At 44.0% G+C, this 22048-nt stretch carries 19 protein-coding genes and 1 riboswitch; of the genes, 15 read left to right on the top strand and 4 right to left on the bottom strand.

The features are described from left to right. Positions 1 to 7: 7 nt before the first annotated feature. Positions 8 to 760 (bottom strand): NADPH-dependent oxidoreductase, encoded by a 753-nt coding sequence (locus LKJ51_RS03150; RefSeq protein ID WP_291978851.1) that lies wholly within the window; start codon positions 758 to 760, stop codon positions 8 to 10. Positions 761 to 832: 72 nt separating this feature from the next. Between LKJ51_RS03150 and LKJ51_RS03145 the strand changes: the two genes are divergently transcribed. Further along, complete coding sequence (locus LKJ51_RS03145) at positions 833 to 1579, top strand: alpha/beta hydrolase (RefSeq protein ID WP_291978852.1); 747 nt, start codon at positions 833 to 835, stop codon at positions 1577 to 1579. 182 nt (positions 1580 to 1761) lie between these two features. On the opposite strand, the gene LKJ51_RS03140 is transcribed toward LKJ51_RS03145, so the two are convergent. The 3 genes from LKJ51_RS03140 to LKJ51_RS03130 are packed head-to-tail and all read right to left on the bottom strand — an operon-like array spanning position 1762 to position 5172. Next, the gene (locus LKJ51_RS03140) at positions 1762 to 2997 is read right to left on the bottom strand and encodes a homoserine dehydrogenase (protein WP_291978853.1); all 1236 of its coding nucleotides are present in this window, start codon (positions 2995 to 2997) and stop codon (positions 1762 to 1764) included. Positions 2998 to 3019: 22 nt separating this feature from the next. Next, entirely contained in the window at positions 3020 to 4309 is a 1290-nt protein-coding gene (locus LKJ51_RS03135) for an O-acetylhomoserine aminocarboxypropyltransferase/cysteine synthase family protein (protein WP_291978854.1), read from the bottom strand. Continuing rightward, on the bottom strand, positions 4306 to 5172 hold the full coding sequence (locus LKJ51_RS03130; RefSeq protein WP_291978855.1) for a homoserine O-acetyltransferase/O-succinyltransferase family protein: 867 nt from the start codon (positions 5170 to 5172) through the stop codon (positions 4306 to 4308). The genes LKJ51_RS03135 and LKJ51_RS03130 overlap by 4 nt, the downstream gene beginning before the upstream one ends. A gap of 686 nt (positions 5173 to 5858) precedes the next feature. Between LKJ51_RS03130 and purC the strand changes: the two genes are divergently transcribed. The 14 genes from purC to tyrS all read left to right on the top strand — a co-directional run bounded on the left by purC (position 5859) and on the right by tyrS (position 21473). Further along, positions 5859 to 6578, top strand: a complete 720-nt coding sequence (purC, locus tag LKJ51_RS03125) for a phosphoribosylaminoimidazolesuccinocarboxamide synthase (protein WP_291978856.1) — start codon at positions 5859 to 5861, stop codon at positions 6576 to 6578. After that, the gene (gene purS, locus LKJ51_RS03120; RefSeq protein WP_291978857.1) at positions 6579 to 6827 is read left to right on the top strand and encodes a phosphoribosylformylglycinamidine synthase subunit PurS; all 249 of its coding nucleotides are present in this window, start codon (positions 6579 to 6581) and stop codon (positions 6825 to 6827) included. Continuing rightward, complete coding sequence (gene purQ / locus LKJ51_RS03115; protein ID WP_291978858.1) at positions 6828 to 7508, top strand: phosphoribosylformylglycinamidine synthase subunit PurQ; 681 nt, start codon at positions 6828 to 6830, stop codon at positions 7506 to 7508. A 3-nt stretch (positions 7509 to 7511) separates the two neighbouring features. Further along, positions 7512 to 9740, top strand: coding sequence for a phosphoribosylformylglycinamidine synthase subunit PurL (purL, locus tag LKJ51_RS03110; RefSeq protein WP_291978860.1), 2229 nt, complete (start codon positions 7512 to 7514; stop codon positions 9738 to 9740). Beyond that, positions 9716 to 11179 (top strand): amidophosphoribosyltransferase, encoded by a 1464-nt coding sequence (gene purF, locus LKJ51_RS03105; RefSeq protein WP_291978861.1) that lies wholly within the window; start codon positions 9716 to 9718, stop codon positions 11177 to 11179. Before purL ends, purF begins: the two co-directional genes overlap by 25 nt. Further along, positions 11176 to 12213 (top strand): phosphoribosylformylglycinamidine cyclo-ligase, encoded by a 1038-nt coding sequence (gene purM / locus LKJ51_RS03100; protein ID WP_291978862.1) that lies wholly within the window; start codon positions 11176 to 11178, stop codon positions 12211 to 12213. The genes purF and purM overlap by 4 nt, the downstream gene beginning before the upstream one ends. A 9-nt stretch (positions 12214 to 12222) precedes the next feature. Next, the gene (gene purN / locus LKJ51_RS03095; protein ID WP_291978863.1) at positions 12223 to 12801 is read left to right on the top strand and encodes a phosphoribosylglycinamide formyltransferase; all 579 of its coding nucleotides are present in this window, start codon (positions 12223 to 12225) and stop codon (positions 12799 to 12801) included. Positions 12802 to 12804: 3 nt separating this feature from the next. Then, on the top strand, positions 12805 to 14343 hold the full coding sequence (purH, locus tag LKJ51_RS03090; RefSeq protein ID WP_291978864.1) for a bifunctional phosphoribosylaminoimidazolecarboxamide formyltransferase/IMP cyclohydrolase: 1539 nt from the start codon (positions 12805 to 12807) through the stop codon (positions 14341 to 14343). 407 nt (positions 14344 to 14750) lie between these two features. Continuing rightward, positions 14751 to 16007 (top strand): phosphoribosylamine--glycine ligase, encoded by a 1257-nt coding sequence (gene purD, locus LKJ51_RS03085; protein WP_291978866.1) that lies wholly within the window; start codon positions 14751 to 14753, stop codon positions 16005 to 16007. 121 nt (positions 16008 to 16128) lie between these two features. Beyond that, a complete protein-coding gene (locus LKJ51_RS03080) occupies positions 16129 to 16815 on the top strand; it encodes a 2,3-diphosphoglycerate-dependent phosphoglycerate mutase (RefSeq protein WP_291978867.1) in 687 nt (228 codons plus the stop codon). Positions 16816 to 17048: 233 nt separating this feature from the next. Beyond that, positions 17049 to 17306: a hypothetical protein gene (locus LKJ51_RS03075; RefSeq protein WP_291978868.1), complete on the top strand. Its 258-nt coding sequence runs from the start codon at positions 17049 to 17051 to the stop codon at positions 17304 to 17306. A 220-nt stretch (positions 17307 to 17526) separates the two neighbouring features. After that, positions 17527 to 17621, top strand: a riboswitch (THF riboswitch). Between the two features lie 57 nt (positions 17622 to 17678). Then, entirely contained in the window at positions 17679 to 18233 is a 555-nt protein-coding gene (locus LKJ51_RS03070; protein WP_291978869.1) for a folate family ECF transporter S component, read from the top strand. A 335-nt stretch (positions 18234 to 18568) separates the two neighbouring features. Further along, on the top strand, positions 18569 to 19567 hold the full coding sequence (locus LKJ51_RS03065; protein ID WP_291980096.1) for a hypothetical protein: 999 nt from the start codon (positions 18569 to 18571) through the stop codon (positions 19565 to 19567). 652 nt (positions 19568 to 20219) lie between these two features. Next, positions 20220 to 21473 (top strand): tyrosine--tRNA ligase, encoded by a 1254-nt coding sequence (gene tyrS, locus LKJ51_RS03060; RefSeq protein WP_291978871.1) that lies wholly within the window; start codon positions 20220 to 20222, stop codon positions 21471 to 21473. Positions 21474 to 22048: the final 575 nt, after the last annotated feature.

Genomic DNA, 22048 nt, shown 5'->3' with positions numbered 1-22048 from the left:
TAAACCGTTAATTTAAGGCAAGCCCTTGGTCATGAAGGGCCTGGAGCAACTTGTCGCGGCTAGTCTGATGATTGTTCAACTTATCCCCATTGATTTGCTTAGTAAAGGAGTCGATTCGTTTATTGGCATCCCGTAAATCATAGTAGGTTGTTACGGTTTGGTCGTACTCTTTCAGCGAACTTAGCTTGAAGTCACGTGGATAATTATCATTAAAGGTAATTTGATTAAGCGGTAGTCGTGGCTTTAGTTGTGGCTCCTGATTAGGCACCCCAACCTGTAAGCCGAGAATTGGGAAGGTCATTTTCGGTAAGTCTAATACTTGGATTAGCTTTTCCGGATCGTTTTTGATGGAGCCAAGGACAACGCCACCAAGTCCCATACTTTCCGCAGCAGTAAGGGCATTTTGTAAGGCTAAGATGGTATCTTCTGCAGCTTGCATGAAGATATCTGTCGTGTGCAGGCGACCACCGTCATTCCCAAGTTGGTGACGAATTTGCTGGTTACGGTAAAGATCAGCAATAAAGATTAGGAGCTCGCCTTCAGCACCGACATATGGCTGTTTGGAAATTTCTCGAACAGCAGCGCGCTTTTTCGGGTCAGTGAGACGAAGAATGCTGAACTGCTGAAGGAACATACTAGATGACGTATGCCTTGCCGCTTCGTAAATCGTTGTTAGCTGTTCAGTTGTTAGTGGTTGATCCTTGAATTGACGGATTGAACGGTGATTAACCTGGTGGTCCGTTGTAAAGTTGTGAATCATAATGAAGCACCTCCTAACCTTAAGTATAGTAAAATATTACAAGAAAGAACAAAACTAAAGGAGCCGTTAGATATGGATGTAACGATCAAGCGTGATGGAATTACTCTCCGCGGAGTTTTGGAGGGGACGGATAACTTACAAAATGAACGAGTAGCAATTTTGATGCATGGCTTTCAGGGAGATCGAGGTTATCAAGCAGGAAACCTCCTATATGACTTGTCCCGGACACTAAATCAAGCCGGAATTCCCACACTGCGATTTGACTTTGCTGGCTGTGGTCAGAGTGATGGGGCTTTTACTGACATGACCGTCCTAAGTGAAATTATGGATGGTATGAAAATGATTGACTTTGCCCGAACGGAAATGAAGGCGCAACAGATATACTTAGTTGGTCATTCTCAAGGTGGAGTTGTTGCTTCGATGTTGGCAGCCTATTATCGGGATGTTATTAGCAAGGAAGTCCTGTTGGCTCCTGCCGCAACCCTAAAGGATGATGCGTTGCTTGGTGAATGTCAGGGAACAAAGTATGATCCTAACCACATTCCGTTAACGGTAGATGTTCATGGTGAAGCGGTAAGCGGCGAATACTTCCGGACCGCCCAGTTACTCCCAATCTATGAAACGGCTCAGCATTTTATGGGCCCGGCATTACTGGTTCATGGCCTTACAGATGCGATTGTTTCTCCCGAGGCTTCCAAGAAGTATAACGTTATCTTACCAAAGAGTGAACTACACCTGGTTGAAGGTGAGGACCACATGCTTGTCGGGAAGCGTGAAAATGAGATTCTGCAACTTGTGACGGAATTTGTTAATAAGTAAAGTAAATCAGGAGACTGGAAATTAACCCAGTCTCTTGACTATTTTAAATATGATAATACAACAGCGCAGTAGCTGGCTGGCAGTTCAAACGCTGATAAATCAGCATTTGACCAACCTAGCCATCCTTGCGGAGGTGGGACAACGAACTAGACAAGCTAGTTCTGTCCCACTCTCCCTGATTTTTAGATTTGGTAAGTGTTATAGACTGGTAAATAGTTAATTTTATGGTTGTTTTTAACCAACGCGACCAATTCTTCGTGAGTAATAACGGGAGTGAGACCGCTCCAGTAATTTTGCCCGCTGGTTTCGTTCTGCCAATTAATCTGCTTAGATGGCTTCGCTGACTGACCGTAAGCTATAATTAGGTAGGATTGGGGAAGTTCACTTAATTTATGCGGCTTGAGTACTTCATGATAATTGTTAAACGCGGCACTCCCACAATCGTAATCTAAAATATCGTTAGCTGCCGCAACAAGATCACTTAAGATGCTATTTGCTGTGGGTTTGGCGCCAGCACCTGGTCCAGTATAGACGCTTGAGCCTAGCGCGTTACTCTTAATGGCAACTGCATTTTGAACCCCGTCAATTTTAGCTAACTGATCATTTTGTTTGATTAAGGTCGGGCCAACAAAGGTGTAGAGCTGATTGTCCAATCGTTTGGCAATCGCAAGTAGCTTAATTGTGTAGCCGAATTGCTTCGCGCTGGTCAACTGTTCCGCAGTGAGTTGATCGATGCCGTGAACGCCGAGCTTTTTTGGATTAAGGGCTTTGCCAAATGCAAATTGACTCAGAATGCTAAGTTTATTAGCGGTATCAATTCCCTTAACATCATTTGTTGGGTTCGCTTCGGCATATCCCTTTGCTTGGGCAGCCATTAAGGCCTTTTCGTAGCTAACACTATCTTTGGTCATTGCTGAAAGAATATAGTTTGCGGTACCGTTAATGATCCCAGTAACCTGACTTACCTGGTCGGTAACCAGACTACTGCTCAAAACCCGCAGAATTGGAATTCCCCCGGCAACGCTAGCTTCATACAGGAAATCAACATGCCGACTTTGGGCGAGCCGTGCAAGCTGTGGTCCGTCAATTGCAAGGAGGTCTTTGTTAGCGGTAATGACAGACTTGTGATTATAGATTGCCTGGATGATCGCGTGGCGGGCAAGGTTAATCGTTCCCATTGTTTCGATAACTATTTGAATTTTGGGATCGTTGATTACTTCATCAATTTGGTCCGTGAGGGATGTTTCGGCAGGGAGACTAACTTTCCGGGGCTTGTTTAAGTGGGCCACTGCCACGCGCTTAAGAACGAAGTGGACGTTAGTCGTTTGTTCAATTTTTGCGGCATGTTCCTGCAATAGTTTGGCAACGCCACTGCCAACGGTTCCTAAGCCAAGAAGGCCAATCGTAATCGTCTGCATATTTTCCGCCTCCTTTGGTTAATTAAATCTTGGCTAGCGCTTGATCCAGATCCGCAATCAAGTCTTCAGCGTTTTCAACCCCAATCGATACTCGAATGAGGTCAGGGGTAACACCGGCTGCCTTTAATTCTTCTGGACTCAGTTGAGCGTGGGTTGTCGATGCTGGGTGGATAATTAATGACTTGGCATCCGCAACGTTTGCTAACAGGGAGAAGAGCTTCAGGTTACTAATGAGTTTCTTGCCTGCTTCTTCTCCTCCCGTAAGACCGAGAGTGAAGATTGAACCAACGCCCTTTGGGAAGTACTTATCTGCCAAGGGTTTGTATGGGCTGTCTGGTAATTCGGGGTAGTTAATCCAAGCAACCTTTGGGTGATCATTCAAGAATTTAACCACTTTGCGGGTATTAGCAACGTGCCGCTCAACCCGAAGTGATAATGATTCGAGACCTTGAAGAAGTAAGAATGAGTTAAATGGACTGATGGTGGCACCGAGGTCACGTGCGGTCTCTGCTCGAACCTTAGTTGTAAATGCAGCCGGTGCTAGATCCGCAAAGACAAGGCCATCGTATTGGCTATTAGGAGTGGTGAAGCCAGGGTAGCGACCACTAGCCTTGTAATCAAACTTACCGTTTTCAACAATGACCCCGCCCATTGTTGTTCCGTGACCGCCAATGAATTTCGTTGCCGAGTGAACAACAACATCAGCACCAAGATCGAGTGGCTTAACAAGGTAGGGGGTTCCAAAGGTGTTATCAACAATGAAGAGGATCCCATGATCGTGGGCAATTTTAGCAATCTTCTTAAAGTCGACAAGGTTGATTCCGGGGTTCCCGATACTTTCAACATAAAGGGCCTTGGTATGTTCATTAATTTCCTTGGCGAAGTTTTCGGGATCGTCCGGGTCAACAAAGTGGGTTTTAATGCCTAGTTTAGGTAAAGTGACGGAAAAGAGGTCATAGGTTCCACCGTAAATCGTACTTGCAGAAACAATTTCATCACCTTCTTGAGCGATGTTTAGAATTGCTGCGGTGATGGCAGCTGAACCAGTCGCAAGGGTAATTCCGGCAGTGCCGTTTTCCAGAGCAGCGACCCGCTTATCAACGACTTCAGTAGTGGGGTTAGTTAACCGGGTATAGATGTTGCCAGGTTCCTTTAGTGAAAAACGGTCGGCTGCTTGTTTGGCATCCTTGAAAACGTAAGAAGTGGTTTGGTAAATTGGCACAGCTCGTGAGCCAGTTTCATCAACTGTTTGACCAGCATGAACTTGGAGGGTTTCGAAATGGTATTTTGGTGTTTGTTCTTGATTACTCATATTAATGTACCTACTTTCTGTTGTGTGAATGTGTTTAACCAGTTTTGATAGATTTGGTGACTTGAATGTTGCCACGAATAGTTAACTTTACCGGTTTGAAGGTTAGTAAAGTAATTGTGCGGTTCTTGAATGGGGAGCCGCTTTTTTAGATCCCGGTAATACTCTTTCGCAAGCGTGTCGATCTCGTATTCTGGATGACCGGTAATGTATGTCCGGTGCTTAGAAGGAGAGTAATAAATCAATGGCCCAATTTGCCGGTTGCTTGCGATAATTTGCAAGTCATTCGGGAGAGCCGCGGGATTAACCACCGGGGTCGAATGTCGTGACTGTGGGATTTGAATGTTTTGAAAATTATTAGTTAGGTTACTGTGATGATTAACCTTTGTTGCTTGATAGATGCCAAAAATCTTTTGCGGTAATTGGCGTTTGCTTATTTGGTAGTCGTTATAAAGTCCACCGAGGGCCGCCCAACATTCGAGAAGGGTTTGCTTCGTGTGACGTTCAGCCCAGTCGCAGATTGTTCGGAATTCTTCCCAGTAGTCGACTTGTTGAAAATCAAGCTGTTCAACGGGGGCACCAGTAATGATTAAGCCGTCAAATGAATAATTTTCAACATCGACAAGACTGGCATACGTTTTAGCAACCGTTAAGTAAGAAACGCCTTTGAAATGGTGGGTTGCTGGGTAGAGAAATGTAATTTCAACGTCTTGTTCAAACTTATTAAAACTTTCGAGAAATTGTCGCTCGGTCACTTCCTTAGTGGGCATTAGATTAACCACCGCGATTGATACTGGATTATTAAGATAGTGATTTTGCCAGTGCCCGCTACTGAGTAAAAACCCGTTTTTAGCGTTTGCTGTCATTACTGATTCTCCTTTCTGAATATGATTAAGCTTGATGGGGAGGTAGATTCGCCGATACTAGGCAACCGCAAGTCCTTTGCTGGCTTGCACTCTAAAATAAAAAAGTCCCATTGCTCTGTTAAGAACAACGGGACGAAGGATTTCGTGGTGCCACCCTGAGTTTATTGTTATTTTGCAATAACAACCTCGTTAAGTACTCAATTGAATGAATACTCCGCAATGTAACGGTTGCTATCCGTCTAGCTTAGCCGCAATGACCAAAGCTAGATGACTCAGAGCTCATCTTCATGCTGTTGCCGAATATCCTCTTTCATCACCAAGGACTCTCTGCTGAAACGGTTAGGCACTACTCTTCTCTTCAAAGTCTAATCATAATTTAATTGTTTACTAGTTTAATCTTAATTTTTGAGAAGTCAATCTTAATTGTAAATTATTAATAAAGATAATTTGAAAGGAAAACTAGAAGAACATAAAACGGGAATTTGATTAATTTTCTTAAATAAATTCTCTTTAGTAATTCATCTTATAGTAAAACACGAACATTAATAAGAATAATTTAAATAAAGTTAACAAATTATATTGACAATGATAAGTGGGTGGGGGTATATTAATGGCAGACTTTAACGAATAAAATCTTGTATGCGTCGTTTAAAGTTCGTGTTTTACTCAAAGGAGTCGTAATTAAGATGGAAAAGTTACTTTATACCGGAAAAGCAAAGCAAATGTGGCAAACTGATGACCCTGATGTTTTGCGGGTCGTATATATGGACCAAGCAACCGCACTAAATGGTAAGAAGAAGGAGCACTTTGCTGGAAAAGGTGAAGCAGCAAACGCAATTTCAAATTTAGTTTTCCAATACTTAATTAAGAATGGAATCAAAACCCACTTTATTAAGAAGCTGTCTGCTAACGAAGATTTAGTTAAGAAGTGTGATATGTTCCCCCTCGAATTTGTTACGCGGAATGTGATTGCCGGTCACTTTGCCAGCCGTTACGGTCTTGATGAAGGGAAAAAGCTCCCTGAACCAGTTGAAGAAACCTTCTTTAAGAGTGATGAACTTGATGACCCATTCATTAATGAATCAGCAAGCATTGCCTTAGGGATCGCAACACATGCCGAACTTGAAAAGATGTGGGGGCTTTGTCGTGAAGTTAATGGCCTTTTAACACCGCTGTTTGAAAAGGCAGGGATGCAACTGGTTGACTTCAAACTTGAATTTGGTCGGTTGAGCAACGGTGAAATTGTCTTGGCTGATGAATTTTCACCAGATAACTGTCGTTTATGGGACATTAAGACTGACCAACACATGGATAAGGATGTTTACCGGCGGAAGCTCGCTGACTTAACCCAAACTTATGACCAGGTTCTTGCACGGTTGCAAAACGTTCTTGCGGAGGATAAGTAAATGACAAAAGTACGGATTTTCGTTACCTACAAGCAATCAGTTTTTGATCCCCAAGGTGAAACCATTAAGGATGCAATTCACACCTTGGGTCACGATGACGTGAAGGACGTTCAAGTTGGGAAGTTCTTTGATGTTACCGTTGATGGTTCAAAGGATGCGGTTGAGAAGACCGTGAAGGAAATTGCTGATCAGCTATTAGTAAACTTCAACATGGAAACTTACACGTACCAAGTGATGGAGGAAGATTAAATGAAGATCGCGGTGATTGTTTTTCCAGGTTCAAACTGTGATGTTGATCTTTATGAAGCATTGCATTCCGTTTGTCATGCGGATGTTGAGTATGTTTCACATAAGGAAAAGAGCCTGGATGGTTTTGATGCCGTAATGTTGCCCGGTGGCTTTTCATATGGTGATTACCTGCGAGCTGGAGCGATTGCCCGGTTCACCAATATTATGCCGGCAGTGATTAGGATGGCAAAAGAAGGAAAACCAGTCTTTGGGACCTGTAATGGATTCCAGATATTGACCGAGGTTGGTTTGCTTCCGGGAGCACTGAAACGAAATGATAGTCAAAAGTTCGTTTGCAAAACGGTTCCCCTAGAAGTGGTTAATAACCAAACGATTTTTACCCGCCAATACAAGGATCACGAACGAATTGCCTTGCCGATTGCCCACGCGGATGGCAGTTACTTCGCAGATGAACAAACATTGGATCGACTTGAAGAAAATCACCAAGTTGTCTTTCGTTATGCCGAAGAAAATCCGAATGGCAGCCTGCGAAACATCGCGGGAATTACTAACGAACGAGGAAATGTTCTCGGAATGATGCCCCATCCAGAACGGGCGGTTGAGGCACTCCTTGGCAGTACAGCAGGATTACGGTTATTTAAGTCGTTACTAGAAACTGGCAGCGCAAAGGTGGAGGAATAGACTATGAAGCAGGCAATGACACCTGAAGAAATTAAGGAACAAAAGCCGTACTTAGACTGGAGCTTAAGTGAAGCCGAATACAACTACATTAGTGACAAGCTCCTTGGCCGCTTACCAAACTATACCGAGACGGGTTTGTTTTCTGCAATGTGGAGTGAACACTGTTCCTACAAGAAGTCGAAACCGGTATTACGACTCTTCCCGAATAAAAATTCGCGAGTTCTTCAAGGACCCGGAGAAGGTGCCGGGGTTGTTGACATTGATGATGGTCAAGCCGTTGTCTTCAAGGCAGAAAGTCATAACCACCCAACAACGGTTGAACCATACCAGGGTGCTGCTACCGGTGTCGGTGGAATCCTGCGTGATATTTTTAGCATGGGTGCTCGACCAGTTGCCTCACTTGATTCGCTTCATTTTGGCGAGCTAACTGATCCAAAAATGCGGATGAAAGTTGCCGGGACTGTTCGCGGAATTGGTGACTATGGTAATTGCATGGGGATCCCAACGATTGCTGGTGAAACTACTTTTGACCCGTGCTACCAGGGCAACATTCTGTGTAATGCAATGAGTGTTGGCCTGATGGATCAGAAGGACCTCCAAAAAGGAAGGGCTGCTGGGGTTGGCAACGCTGTGATGTACGTCGGTGCTAAGACCGGTCGTGACGGTATTCATGGTGCTACTTTCGCTTCGGCGGACTTTAGCGATGAGAATGCCACCCAACGTTCAGCGGTTCAGGTTGGTGACCCGTTCATGGAAAAGCTTCTCTTGGAAGCCTGCCTGGAAGTAATTACTAAGCACCCAGACTGGTTAGTCGGTATTCAAGACATGGGTGCCGCCGGAATCGTTTCTTCAAGTGCCGAAATGGCATCTGAAGGAAAAAGCGGCATGGAATTAAACCTTGATTTAGTTCCCCAACGTGAACCAAACATGTCAGCGTACGAAATCATGCTGAGTGAATCTCAGGAACGGATGCTCCTGTGTGTAAATAAGGGACACGAAGGGGATCTCAAAAAGGTCTTTGATTTCTATGACCTTGAAGCGGTGACGATTGGTCGGATCACTAGTGGTCATGATTATGTCCTCTACCACGATGGTCAGGAAGTTTGCAACATTCCGGTTTCCAGCTTGACTGACGATGTTTTGGAAGAGGCGAGTGAAGAAAAGAAGCCGGAACGAATTACTAAGGCTGAAACACAACCTGCCTGGGTTCCAGAAATTACCGATGCCGAACAAACATTACGTGACCTTTTACAACAATCAACCATTGCCGATAAGAAGGTCTTTTATCAACAATATGATTCCCAAGTACGGACCAGTACTGTAGTTGGTCCCGGAAGTGATGCCGGTGTTCTTCGGGTTCGGGGAACTCATAAGGGCCTTTCGATGACTACCGATGGGAATGGGCGGTTTGTTTACCTTAATCCAGAAGTTGGTGGTCAGATGGCCCTCGTTGAAGCGGCGGCTAATATTATTGCTAGCGGCGCCGAACCCCTTGCAATAACCGATTGCTTAAACTATGGTGACCCAAATGATCCCGAGATTTTCTGGGAACTCCACCAATCAGTCAAGGGAATGGCAGATGCTTGCCGGGTATTTGACACCCCGGTTATTTCCGGGAATGTTTCCCTCTATAACGAAAACAACGGTAAGGCAATCCACCCGACGCCAATGGTTGGAATGGTCGGCCTTGTTAAGAACATTGATCACGTTATTCCTTCATTTGCTCAAAATGCTGGAGACCAAGTCTACCTGATTGGTAAGACAGATGATGACTTTGCTGGGGCAGAGATCCAAAAGATGATGACTGGCGATATTAGTGGAATTGTTAAGCCATTTGAGATGGAACACGTTCATGATTATATGAAGCGGCTTCTTGGTGAAATGCAAGCTGGGAACGTTGCTAGTGCACATGACCTTAGTGAGGGTGGCCTTGGTGTTGCCCTGGCCGAAACGCTCTTTAAGACTGATTTAGGGATGAACCTCAATCTTCGCCATTTATCAGCTGCCCAGTTGTTTAGCGAAACGCCAGGACGGTTGATCGTGACTGTTCCGGTTGAGAAAGCGGCCAAATTTGAAAAGACGTTGGGTGAAGATGCCCAGTTAGTCGGCGAGGTTACGAATACCCACTGGCTTGAGGCCCACCTGAAGGATGCGGAAGTTAATCAAAACGTTACTGAACTACAAAAATTATGGGAGGAGGCGATCCCTTGCCAGCTGAAATCAAAGGATTAAATGAAGAATGTGGCGTTTTTGGCGTTTTTGGTGCTCCAGATGCTAGTCAGTTAACCTATTACGGACTGCATACTCTCCAGCACCGGGGCCAAGAAGGTGCGGGTATCGTTTCAAGTGATGGCAAGGAGTTGTACCAGCACCGGGATCGGGGACTTTTAGCTCAAGTCTTTGCTAATCCGGATGAACTGAAGCGGCTGGTTGGTGATTCTGCAATTGGCCATGTTCGCTATGGAACGAGTGGTCATAATTCGATTGCAAATGTTCAACCATTCTTGTTCCATTTTCATGATGGCGCCGTTGCGTTGGCCCATAACGGTAACTTGACTAATGCCGTTACCCTGCGCCGAGAACTCGAAGATGAGGGAGCGGTTTTTCAGTCCGATTCTGATACCGAAATCCTTATTCACCTTGTCCGAAAGTACATCAAGGAAGGCTTTATTCCAGCTTTGAAAAAGAGCTTGAATATTGTCCACGGGGGCTTCGCGTTCCTCCTTTTGCAAAAGGATCGGTTGATTGCAGCACTTGACCCTAACGGAATTCGACCCCTTTGCATTGGTCAGCTGGAGAATGGTGCCTATGTTGTTGCTAGTGAAACCTGCGCATTGGATATTGTTGATGCGAAGTTTGTTCGTGATGTTCAGCCGGGGGAATTGATTGTCATTGACCGTGATGGCTTACATATTGACCACTACACGACGGATACTCAACTAGCAATTTGCTCAATGGAATATATTTACTTTGCTCGCCCTGATTCAATCATTCATGGAGTAACTGTTCATAATGCACGAAAGCAGATGGGGCGGTTGCTCGCAAAGCAATACCCGATTGAAGCCGATATGGTGATTGGTGTTCCTAATTCCTCACTATCCGCAGCTTCGGGATATGCTGAAGAATCTGGCTTGCCATACGAAATGGGGTTAATCAAGAGCCAATATGTTGCCCGGACGTTTATCCAGCCAACGCAGGCCCTTCGCGAACGGGGAGTCCACCTCAAACTATCCGCCGTTCGTGGGGTCGTTGCTGGAAAACGGGTAATCGTGGTTGATGATTCTCTGGTTCGGGGAACGACTTCCAAGCAGATTATTAAGATGCTTCGTCATGCGGGAGCTAAGGAAGTTCATATGTTGATTGCTTCACCACCATTTAAGTTTCCGTGCTTCTACGGGATTGATATTTCGACCCGCTCAGAATTAATGGCGGCTCATTATTCAGTCTCAACGATGCGCGAGTTGATTGGCGCCGATTCACTTCATTTCTTGAGTGTCGAAAACCTAATTAAGGCGATTAACATTCCAGATGCAGGGGATGCTCCATATGGTGGCTTAACGGTCGCCTACTTTAATGGAGATTACCCGACACCACTTTATGATTATGAAGAAGGTTACTTGAAGTCATTAAATGAACAGGAAAAGCTGGCACGAAAGGAACGAGAATCATGAATCGCTATCAAGAAGCAGGCGTTGACGTCAATGCCGGATACGAATTGGTTGACCGAATTAAGGCGGCGGTTAGCTCGACTGACCGACCGGGAGTTGTTGGCGGCATTGGTAGCTTTGGCGGGATGTTCGATCTCGGCGAGTTACACATGAAACATCCCGTCCTGGTTTCCGGAACCGATGGAGTTGGGACGAAACTGTTGATTGCTCAACGGCTGGGAAAACACGACACGATTGGAATTGATGTCGTTGCCATGTGTGTGAATGACGTTTTAGCTCAGGGGGCTGAACCATTATTCTTCCTTGATTACATTGCGACCGGCCATAATGATCCACAAAAGATGGCGGAAATTGTGAGTGGTGTGGCAGCTGGTTGCCGTGATGCAGGAGTAGCCTTAATCGGTGGCGAAACAGCTGAAATGCCGGATATGTATTCCCAAGAAGAATATGACTTGGCGGGAACGGTTACTGGTGTTGCAGAAAAGGACCAATTGTTAACAACGGAATTACCGCAAGCGGGGGATGTTCTCTTGGGACTGCCTTCAAGCGGGATCCACTCAAATGGCTTTTCACTTGTTCGACAGATTTTATTTAAGGATCATGACATCCGACTTAACAATCAACCAAGTGTTCTTCAAGGGATGACAGTCGGTGAGGCAATCTTAAAGCCAACCCGGATCTATGTCCGGCAAGTTTTGCCGCTGATTCGGCAAAAGCTGATTAAGGGCGTCAGTCATATTACCGGTGGGGGATTAATCGAGAATGTTCCCCGGATGATTGGCGATCAGTTACAAGCCGTGATTGTTCATCGCTCATGGCCGTCTTTGCCAGTTTTTGACTACTTGCAGCAATTAGGGCAATTACCGTTAGCTGACTGCTTCCAGACTTTCAACATGGGGATTGGCTTAGTGTTAGCGGTTGATCCAGCAAAGGTTGATCTGGTCCAAGAGAAGCTAACGGGAGCAGGCGAGAAGAGCTACCGGATTGGTCAGCTCCGTCACCGTCCTGAGAATGCCGCAAAGATTGAGATTAAGTGAGGGTTGAAAATGAAAGTTGCTATTTTCGCGTCCGGGAACGGGACGAATTTTGAAGTGTTAGCCAAACACTTTCAAGCCGGTGATATTCCTGGAGAATTGTCATTACTCTTTTGTAATCACCCAGATGCACCGGTGATGAAACGGGCGAAGCGATTAGGAGTTTCGGCTGAAAGCTTCACGGTAAAGTCGTGTGGTGGAAAGGATGAGTACGAAAAACAACTATTACAGTTGCTTCGTCGCTACAAAATCGATTTTATTGCGTTAGCGGGTTACCTCCGGGTGGTGGGACCGACAATCCTGAATCACTATGAACGACGGATCGTTAACCTTCATCCTGCCTGGTTGCCAGAATATCCAGGATTGCACTCGATCGAACGGGCATTTAATGATCACCGCAAACAAACTGGGGTCACAGTTCACTATATTGATGCTGGCCTTGATTCCGGGCCGATTATCGCTCAACGGCATGTTCCGATTTTGGCGGACGATACGGTTGAGACGTTGGAAAGCCGGGTTCACGAGACTGAGCATCAGCTTTATCCAGAAGCAGTTAAGCAGGTTTTAACAAAGTTAGAAAAGGAGAATTAACCCATGAAACGAGCATTAGTAAGCGTATCTGATAAAACAAACTTGGTTCCCTTTGTTAAGGGCCTAGAGGAAAACGGCTTTGAAATTGTTTCAACTGGTGGAACAAAGAAGGTCCTGGATGATGCCGGGGTAAAGACGATCAGCATTGAAGACGTCACCCACTTCCCCGAAATCCTCGATGGTCGAGTAAAGACGCTGAATCCCTATGTTCACGGTGGGTTATTAGCTCGACGTGAATTACCAGAACACATGGCAACTCTGAAGAAACTTAACATTACGCCAATTGATTTGGTTTGTGTTAATCTCTATCCATTTAAACAAACAATTGAAAAACCGGATGTAAAACTAGCAGACGCAATCGAAAACATTGATATTGGTGGCCCAAGCATGGTCCGCTCAGCTGCTAAGAATTATCGTGACGTCACGATCGTTGTCGATCAAAATGATTATGACCAGGTATTAAGCGAGATTAAGGAGAATGGTTCAACTACTTTAGAAACCCGGTCTCAACTTGCTGCTAAGGCATTCCGTCACACTGCGGCTTACGATGCTTTAATTTCACAATACCTCACTAAGAAAAATGGCCTAGAAGATCCAGAAAAGTTAACTTTGACATGGGATTTGAAGGAAACGATGCGTTACGGGGAAAACAGTCACCAGAAGGCTTGGTTATACCAAGATGCAATGCCAAAAGCGTTCTCCGTCTTATCTGCTAAGCAACTCCATGGTAAGAAACTTTCCTACAATAATATTAAGGATGCTGATGAAGCACTCCGTTGTATCCGCGAATTTGATGAACCAGCCGTAGTTGCAATGAAGCACATGAATCCTTGTGGTATTGGCCGGGGCGATAACCTGGAACAAGCTTGGGATCGGGCATACGCAGCAGATACCGTTTCAATCTTCGGTGGTGTGATTGCCCTTAACCGGAAAGTTGATCTTGCAACTGCACAAAAGATGCACAAGATTTTCTTGGAAATCGTGATCGCTCCTGGATTTGATGATGATGCCTACGAAGTTTTGGCAAAGAAGAAAAATATCCGCTTACTAAGCCTTGACTTTAGTAAGAAAGATGAACCAACTAAGCATGAAGTAGTCTCAGTAATGGGTGGAATGCTAATGCAGGAGCAGGATACCTTGAAAGAGGATTATCATGACTGGAAGTGCGTCACCGATGTCCAACCAACCGAAGAACAATTGAAGACGTTAATGTTCGCCTGGAAGGCTGTTAAGCACGCCAAGTCAAACGCAATTGTACTGGCAAATGATGAACGAACTCTTGGTGTCGGTGAAGGACAACCTAACCGGATTGACTCCTTAAAGATTGCCGTCAAGCATGCCGGGGACGATATCGACGACCGCACCGTCATGGCTTCCGACGCCTTCTTCCCGTTTGGCGACTGTGTTGAATACGCTGGCAAACACGGCATCAAAGCCGTTGTCCAACCCGGCGGCTCCATCCGCGACCAAGAATCCATCGACATGGCCAACAAATACGGCATCGCCATGGTTACAACGGGGGTAAGGCATTTCAGACATTAAAAAATAGAGTGCCTTCGCTCCAAAGAGTTTCCGGAAAGCTAGTAATTTCTCCTGACGAAGGCGGCTTGCGCCTAGGAAGGAGGTTGCTAGCTCAAGGAAACTTGGGCGAAGCACGTTTAAAAGAGAGTGTGAGCCGTGACGGATTAGCAACTGAGCACTAGAAAATCCCGGACGATGATTGGCTTGCAATCAAGGACGGGATAGCTAGGCGGAAGTTGCGGTCACGGCGAGCAGATCTTGACTATGTAACAGTAGAACGAAAACTCGTGCAAAGCGCAGTAGCTGAGTGGCTTTTACCATCAACAAGTTGATAGTCAAAAGCCTACTCATCCTTGCGTGGGTTCACAGACGAAATTGATGAATCAATTTCTGGTTCACTCCAGCTCAACCACATTCAGGAGGATCTCATGACAGATAAAGTTAACTTACTAGTAATTGGCGAAGGGGGTCGCGAATTCGCGATTGCCAAGAAATTAAAGGAAAGTGATCATGTCGACCATGTTTACTGTGCTCCTGGTAATGTCGGGATGCCGACTGTTGGGGTTGAACCGGTCGATATTGCTGAAGATGACTTTGCTGGATTAATCAAATTCGCTAAGGAACGGAATGTAAAGTGGACTTTCGTTGGCCCTGAAGACTGCCTTGTTGACGGGATCGTAGATGAATTTCATGCTGCTGGATTGAAGATTTTTGGCCCTGATGCACGAGCGGCACAGTTGGAAGGGTCAAAGGAATACGCGCTTAATTTTATGAATAATTACGGTGTTCCAACTGCCAAGCACGCTTCTTATCGTGACCAAACGGCAATCCTGGACCATGTTGATCAGTTTGGCTATCCGGTAGTGATCAAGGAAAATGGCCTGGCTGGTGGTAAGGGGGTTGTGATCGCCCAAAATCACGATGAAGCTGTCCAAACGATTAAAGAAATGTTTGCGTCTGGTCAGGCGAGGATTGTTTTGGAAGAGTGTTTGGTCGGTCCAGAATATTCAATGTTTGTGGTGATCAGTAACGGCCACTACCGGATCTTGCCAATGGCTCAGGATCATAAGCGGGCCTATGATAATGATCGGGGACCGAATACTGGGGGGATGGGTTCATATAGCCCGCTTCCGCAACTCGCGGCTAGTGATCGCCAGCGGATGATTGATGAAGTGGTTGAGCCAACAGTTAACGGGTTGGTAAAGGGAGAATATCATTATCATGGTGTCCTTTATATCGGCCTAATGTTAACCGCGGAAGGTCCAAAGGTGATTGAATACAATGTTCGGCTTGGTGATCCAGAAACCCAGGTAGTTCTTCCACAGTTAGAAACGGATCTTTATCAGTTAGTCGATGCGGCAATTGATGACCGACCATTACCGGAAATTAAGGAAAGTTCTAAGGCCAGCTTTGGCGTTGTTTTAGCGTCAAAGGGGTATCCGCAAAAACCGGTTCACGGGCAAAAGCTAGGGAGTTTCCCTGAAAGTGAAAACGTTGCGATCGACTATGCTAATGTAACGGGGACGTTAACGGATCTTAAGGGAGGCGGTGGTCGCTTGCTGATGGTCCTTGCACAGGCAGACACCCTCCAAGAAGCCCATGATCGTGTTTACAGGTATTTAGAAAAGCTCGATCAGCCTGAATGCTTTTACCGACATGATATTGGTGCAAAAGCGGGTCTCTAAAATTGAATCATTTTTCACAAGAACCGAGCTTCCCCTATTGGAATTTTTGGGCGTTTGGATTAAAATGATTAAGTAATGCTGTTTAGTATAGCGATTTTAAGAAGAAAGAGGTCATTAAAACATGGCAAAACTAGTTTTAATTCGTCACGGCCAAAGTGAATGGAACCTTGCTAACAAGTTCACTGGTTGGATCGATGTTGATTTGAGTGAAAAGGGTGTTGAGCAAGCTAAGAACGCTGGTAAGGCCCTTAAGGAACACGGTATCCAATTTGACTACGCATACACTTCAGTATTGAAGCGTGCGATCAAGACTTTGCACTACGCTCTTGAAGAATGTGACCAACTTTGGATTCCTGAAACCAAGACTTGGCGTTTGAACGAACGTCACTATGGTGCTTTGCAAGGCCTTAACAAGAAGGCTACTGCTGAAAAGTACGGTGACGAACAAGTTCACATTTGGCGTCGTTCATACGATGTTTTACCTCCATTGCTAAAGGCTACTGATGAAGGTTCAGCATTGCACGACCGTCGTTACGCTAACTTGGACCCACGGACTGTTCCTGGTGGTGAAAACTTAAAGGTTACCTTGGAACGGGTTATTCCTTTGTGGCAAGATGAAATTGCTCCAAAGCTTCTTGATGGCAAGAACATTATCATCGCTGCCCACGGTAACTCTCTCCGTGCTTTGAGCAAGTACATCGAAAACATTTCTGATGACGATATCATGAACCTTGAAATGGCTACTGGTCAACCAGTTGTTTATGACTTCGATGAAAAACTTAACGTATTAAGCAAGGAAAAATACTAAAATAAGATATTAAGATTTAGGAGACTAGGTTAAATCCCAGTCTTCTTTTGTTTATCGCAAAAATAATTGACAGATAATTAAATTACGTATTTGAGCCATTATATAATAACTGATTATTAAAATATCGATTTACATCCATCCACAATTTCAAGGACAAGTGCTATTACTTGTATATCTTTATTATTAAAAATATAATAATAGTATAAATAAATATTTATCAGGAGGTTATTATTATGGCTGATTATGCAAAACGTCAATTAAAAGCATTGGACCGGATCGCAAAGAAGATTGCGGATGCTGAAAACCACTACATTTACATGGAAGATGAAGAGCCCGTTATTAAGGACCTTAAGAAGGGCTTCGAAGAACTCGAAAAGCAATTGGATGAAATGGATGAGAGTAAGGGTGGAAAGATTAAGGCATTCCGTGCAGAGCACCACTACCTCGAAAAAGCCCAAGAAATCTTACGGAGCGCCGGTAAGTTAGACTAGAAATATTAAACATAATTTCATTTTCATGTTTTTATAAATTGGAGCAGCTTCTAGAATTCAGTTTTACTGGATCTTGGAAGCTGTTTTATTTTGGAGGATTGTTGGGAGTTTGAAGTAAAAAACGAACTATATATCGATTGTTCAATCCTTAACAACATAAATTACATATATTTCAAAGAAAATATTGAATAATATCCGTGGTTATAGTATATTATGTGTTGTTGGGGTAGGAATTACCGAGTTATTGTCCGACGGAACGGAATGTGAACGTCGGAAGGAAGCACTGAGCTGCTTGATAATTCCGCATTCACCACAGAGACACCTGTCAATGTGCTCCCTAACAAAATATTTTTAAGTAGGGAGTTGATTGAGATGACATCAATTTTATCTTTTACTGGCCCGCGTTTCACGACGAAGAGGCTAACGCTAGCTGGAATGCTGATTGCCCTTGAGGGTGTTCTGGGGAAATTGTCGATTGGGGATCCCACAATCCTTAAATTTGGCTTTGGCTTTATTGCGACGTCATTGATTGGCTATTACCTCGGACCATGGATCGGTGGTTGGGCGATGGTTGTCACCGACATTATTAGCAATACTATTCTTAATTCGGGAACGGCCTTTTTCCCTGGCTTTACCTTTTCCGCCTTTGTTTCTGGGGTTCTTGCGGGGATGTTCCTATATAATCAAAAGGTTACCTGGCAACGGGCACTAATCTATGAGTTCTTCCAGATCTTAATTACTAATGTTATCTTTACGACCTTATGGATTTACATTATGAGCCTGAATACCGGCAGTACCGGAAAAACATTCTGGGCACTATTATTCATCCGCTTACCCAAAGAAGTCATCACCTGGCCTCTCGAAGGAATCATCGTTTTCCTTATCCTTCAGCGACTAAGCAAGATTAATTTGAGGGTAAATGAATAGAGTACTTGTCAGCAGAGAACTTGCGGAAAGCTAGCGATTTCTCCTGACGAAGGCGACTAAGCGCCTAGGAAGGAGGTCGCTAGCTTTAGCAAGTTCCTGACAAGCAGGTTTCAACTATGTGACATTAGGAAGATTAGGTTGAGCGCGTTTTTACTCAGTTACTGTTAAACTAAATAAACATTAAATAAAGTGATTACCATTAACACACAAATCTAAATGTTGGGTTGGTAATCACTTTTTGAAATTTTTATGAAAATAACGGCTCGAAAATTGAGCTTTATTTGATTTGTGTTAAGATGAAAAATATATTCTGAAATAATTGGAGAGAGTTTTAAATGAAGAAACGTTATCATCTATCTTTGAAACAGTTCATTCATGACTTGAAGGGACTGGTAAAGCCACATTATCAAGCTTCAATGTGGCCCCTTGGTGGAGTGATGATTATTTTCCTTGCCTTATCATTTATTGTTGGTTATTTTGCTCAAGGAATCTTGAGTTCAATGGGAATGGCCATGATGATGATTATGTATGGGATGGCATCACCTGCTGCAATCGGTTTAGCATTACTTGAATTATTAGTCGCAGTCGTTATTTTAATAGCACTGTCATTCTTCTATTCATTCTTTACTACTGCCGCACAGTTTACTTATCAAGATAAGGTGCGTCACCCTGAACAAATTGTCAGTGCTGGTTCCGTCTGGATGCACTACAAACACTTACGGAAGAATCAATTATGGCGGATTATCCTTTATACCGGACTATTCGTTTTCCTCTGGAGCCTACCACTAGACATCATTGGTGGCCTGGTCGCAAAGAATCAAGTATTAGTAATCATTTGCCGGATCTTGAATGACATTGTGATGGCTTGGAAGGGAATTGAATATTCACAAGCAAACTTCCTTTACCGTGATCGGCAACCACAATTTCTTGGCCAATCAATGCGTCACGCCTTAACAGCGAGTCGTCGGCTTATGGGCGGCCGGAAATGGAACTACTTACTAATCATGCTTGTTGTCATCTTTGTTCCAATGGTTGTTTGGGAAGTTATCTTTGGTGCATTAACATACTGGGGTATTTACACAGCTACTTATCCATTGGTATACATCGGATTACTGTTGATGATTCTTGGCTTTGCTGCTTACTTACCAGTAATCTTTGCCAGCGGTGCCCTTTACTACGAAAAAGCAAAGGAAACGGCTAACCTTGATGAAGACTTTGCCGGAACGTTTAAACCAGTTGCTGAATTAACCGGTGAAGCATACGTCCACGAAGTTTACACACCAAAAAAGGCAAAGAAAGATAAGAAAGCCAAAAAGGACGAAGAAAATAAATAATTAGCTTGAGGAGACTGGGGATGAACCTGGTCTCTTTGTTGTTTTAAAGGTGATGTGAGTTAGAACGTTCTATCGTACTGCTGTGGCATAGACTGAATGTGCTCAGCCTAACCTTCCTTGAGCAGTGGATTAGACAACATAGTCGAGATCTGCTCGCCAGGGACTCGCTAGAACTAGTAACCTCCTTCCTAGGCGCAAGACGCCTTTGTCAGGAGAAATTGTTCTAGGCAACATAGCTAAGATCTGTTCAGTCTAACCTTCCTCGAGCTAACGACCTCCACCTCCGACGGCAAGGCGCCGTTCGGTGGAGAAATCGTTAGCCACCGGAAGGTTTTAACGGCTTCACACTCTTACTCTTGACATTCCCCCTCAACCCCGGTACAATGACGGCAATATCTAAAGGCGTTGAGGTAATTTAAGTAGTTTACTGACTGGACACTTAGAGATCGGGCGGTTGTTGTGAGCGCGACAAGGTTAGCGAACGAATTACACTTACGGAGCTTTTTAACTATGAACGGATCGTCTCGTTATCGACTAGAGAGGTAGCTGCTGTTTGGCGGTTGCAATTCAAGGTGGTAACGCGGTAAATCGTCCCTGACTTCGATATGAAGCCGGGGATTTTTTGATCCAGACATTATAGGAGGGATACACGATGAACATTATCGATGAACTTGAATGGCGTGGTGCGATTAACCAAACCACTGACAAGGAAGCATTAAAAGAGTTAACGACAAAGAAGAATATTGGCTTGTACTGCGGAACCGATCCAACTGGTGACAGCCTTCATATTGGCCACTTGATTCCATTCATGATCCTGAAACGGTTTCAACTTGCGGGGCACCATCCGGTAATTATTATTGGTGGTGGTACTGGTGCAATTGGTGATCCATCTGGACGGAAGACAGAACGGACTCTACAAACTGAATCACAGCTAGAACACAATAAAAAAGCATTGACCGAACAAATGGAGAAGCTCTTTGGAACAGAGAATTTTACGATCGTTGATAATTATTCTTGGTTAAAGGACTTCACCATGATCGACTTCCTACGTGACTTTGGGAAGCTCTTTAACGTTAATACAATGCTGAATAAGGAAGTTGTTGCTAGTCGACTTAGCTCAGGAATTTCATTTACTGAATTTACTTATCAAATTCTTCAAGCGGTTGACTTTCTTCACCTTTACCAAAACAATGATGTTCAACTTGAAATTGGTGGGTCTGATCAATGGGGGAACATTACCGCTGGAATTGACCTGATTCATAAGGTAGAAGGCCCAGATACTAAAGTTTATGGTTTAACAATTCCATTGATGCTCAAGGCTGACGGAACAAAATTTGGTAAGACTGCCGGTGGGGCAATTTGGCTTGATCCAAAGAAGACATCACCATACGAGTTCTACCAATTCTGGATTAACCAGGATGATCGCGACGTTGTTAAATACCTTAAGTACTTTACCTTCTTGTCTAAAGATGAAATTGAAGACTTAGCCGAAAAGGTAAAGAACGAACCATGGAAGCGTGAAGCTCAACGCCGCTTAGCTGAAGAAGTAACTAAGTTCGTTCATGGCGAAGAAGGATTAGCAGAAGCCCAACGAATTACGAAAGCATTATTCTCTGGAGATGTTGCTGACCTAACTACCGAAGAAATCGAACAAGGTTTTAAGAATGTTCCTTCAGCTGAAGTTACTAACGAGAAGAAGAACATCATCTTGTGGTTAGTTGATGACACCAAAATTGAACCATCCCGTCGGCAAGCACGGCAAGATGTTGAAAATGGAGCCATTCATATTAATGGAGAAAAAGTTACCGATGTTGATGCTGAAATCGATCCAAACAGCCACTTTAATGGTAAGTTCGTCATCGTTCGTCGGGGAAAGAAACGCTACTTCCTAGTACGTGTGAAATAATTTTAAAATTAAAATGTTCAGATTATAGGCACCTAGTCACTATGAATGGCGGGTGCCTTTTAGTTTGGAGTAGGTTTAATTAACTATGTCAGGACAATTTGTAGTGAATGTTCATGATTAGAGTTTGGGTGGTGAGAAGCGCTCTGATTTTGATGTTGACGATCTCACTAAAAGAAGGTATAGTAAATTTCTGTTGAGAGCGGGATATTTTGTTTGTCCTAAAATTGATTCTTTTTGTTTCAAATAAAGTGTTGACTGCTTCTTGGCAAGATGATATATTATAAAAGCTGTTTGATTGAGCTGCTGAGTTAACTAATTGATTGAAATTAGTTGTTGACAGTGAAACAGACATGTGATAATATATTAAATGTTGTTCAGCTCTTGTTGCTGAACAAGGTAGAACTTTGAAAACTGAACAAAGTTTCGACGAATCAAATGTGTAGGGTCTTCAATCATTATGATTTGAAGCAAAACATTTGCGAAGTCAATTCGCTTAATTAATTTGAATTAGAGCTATTCAAGTTCTTATATTTTATATGAGAGTTTGATCCTGGCTCAGGATGAACGCCGGCGGT

This window comes from Limosilactobacillus sp. (assembly GCF_022651205.1).
GTDB lineage: Bacteria > Bacillota > Bacilli > Lactobacillales > Lactobacillaceae > Limosilactobacillus.
The sequence above is the reverse complement of the archived record's forward strand: the minus strand, read 5'-3'. Positions and strand labels throughout refer to the sequence as shown.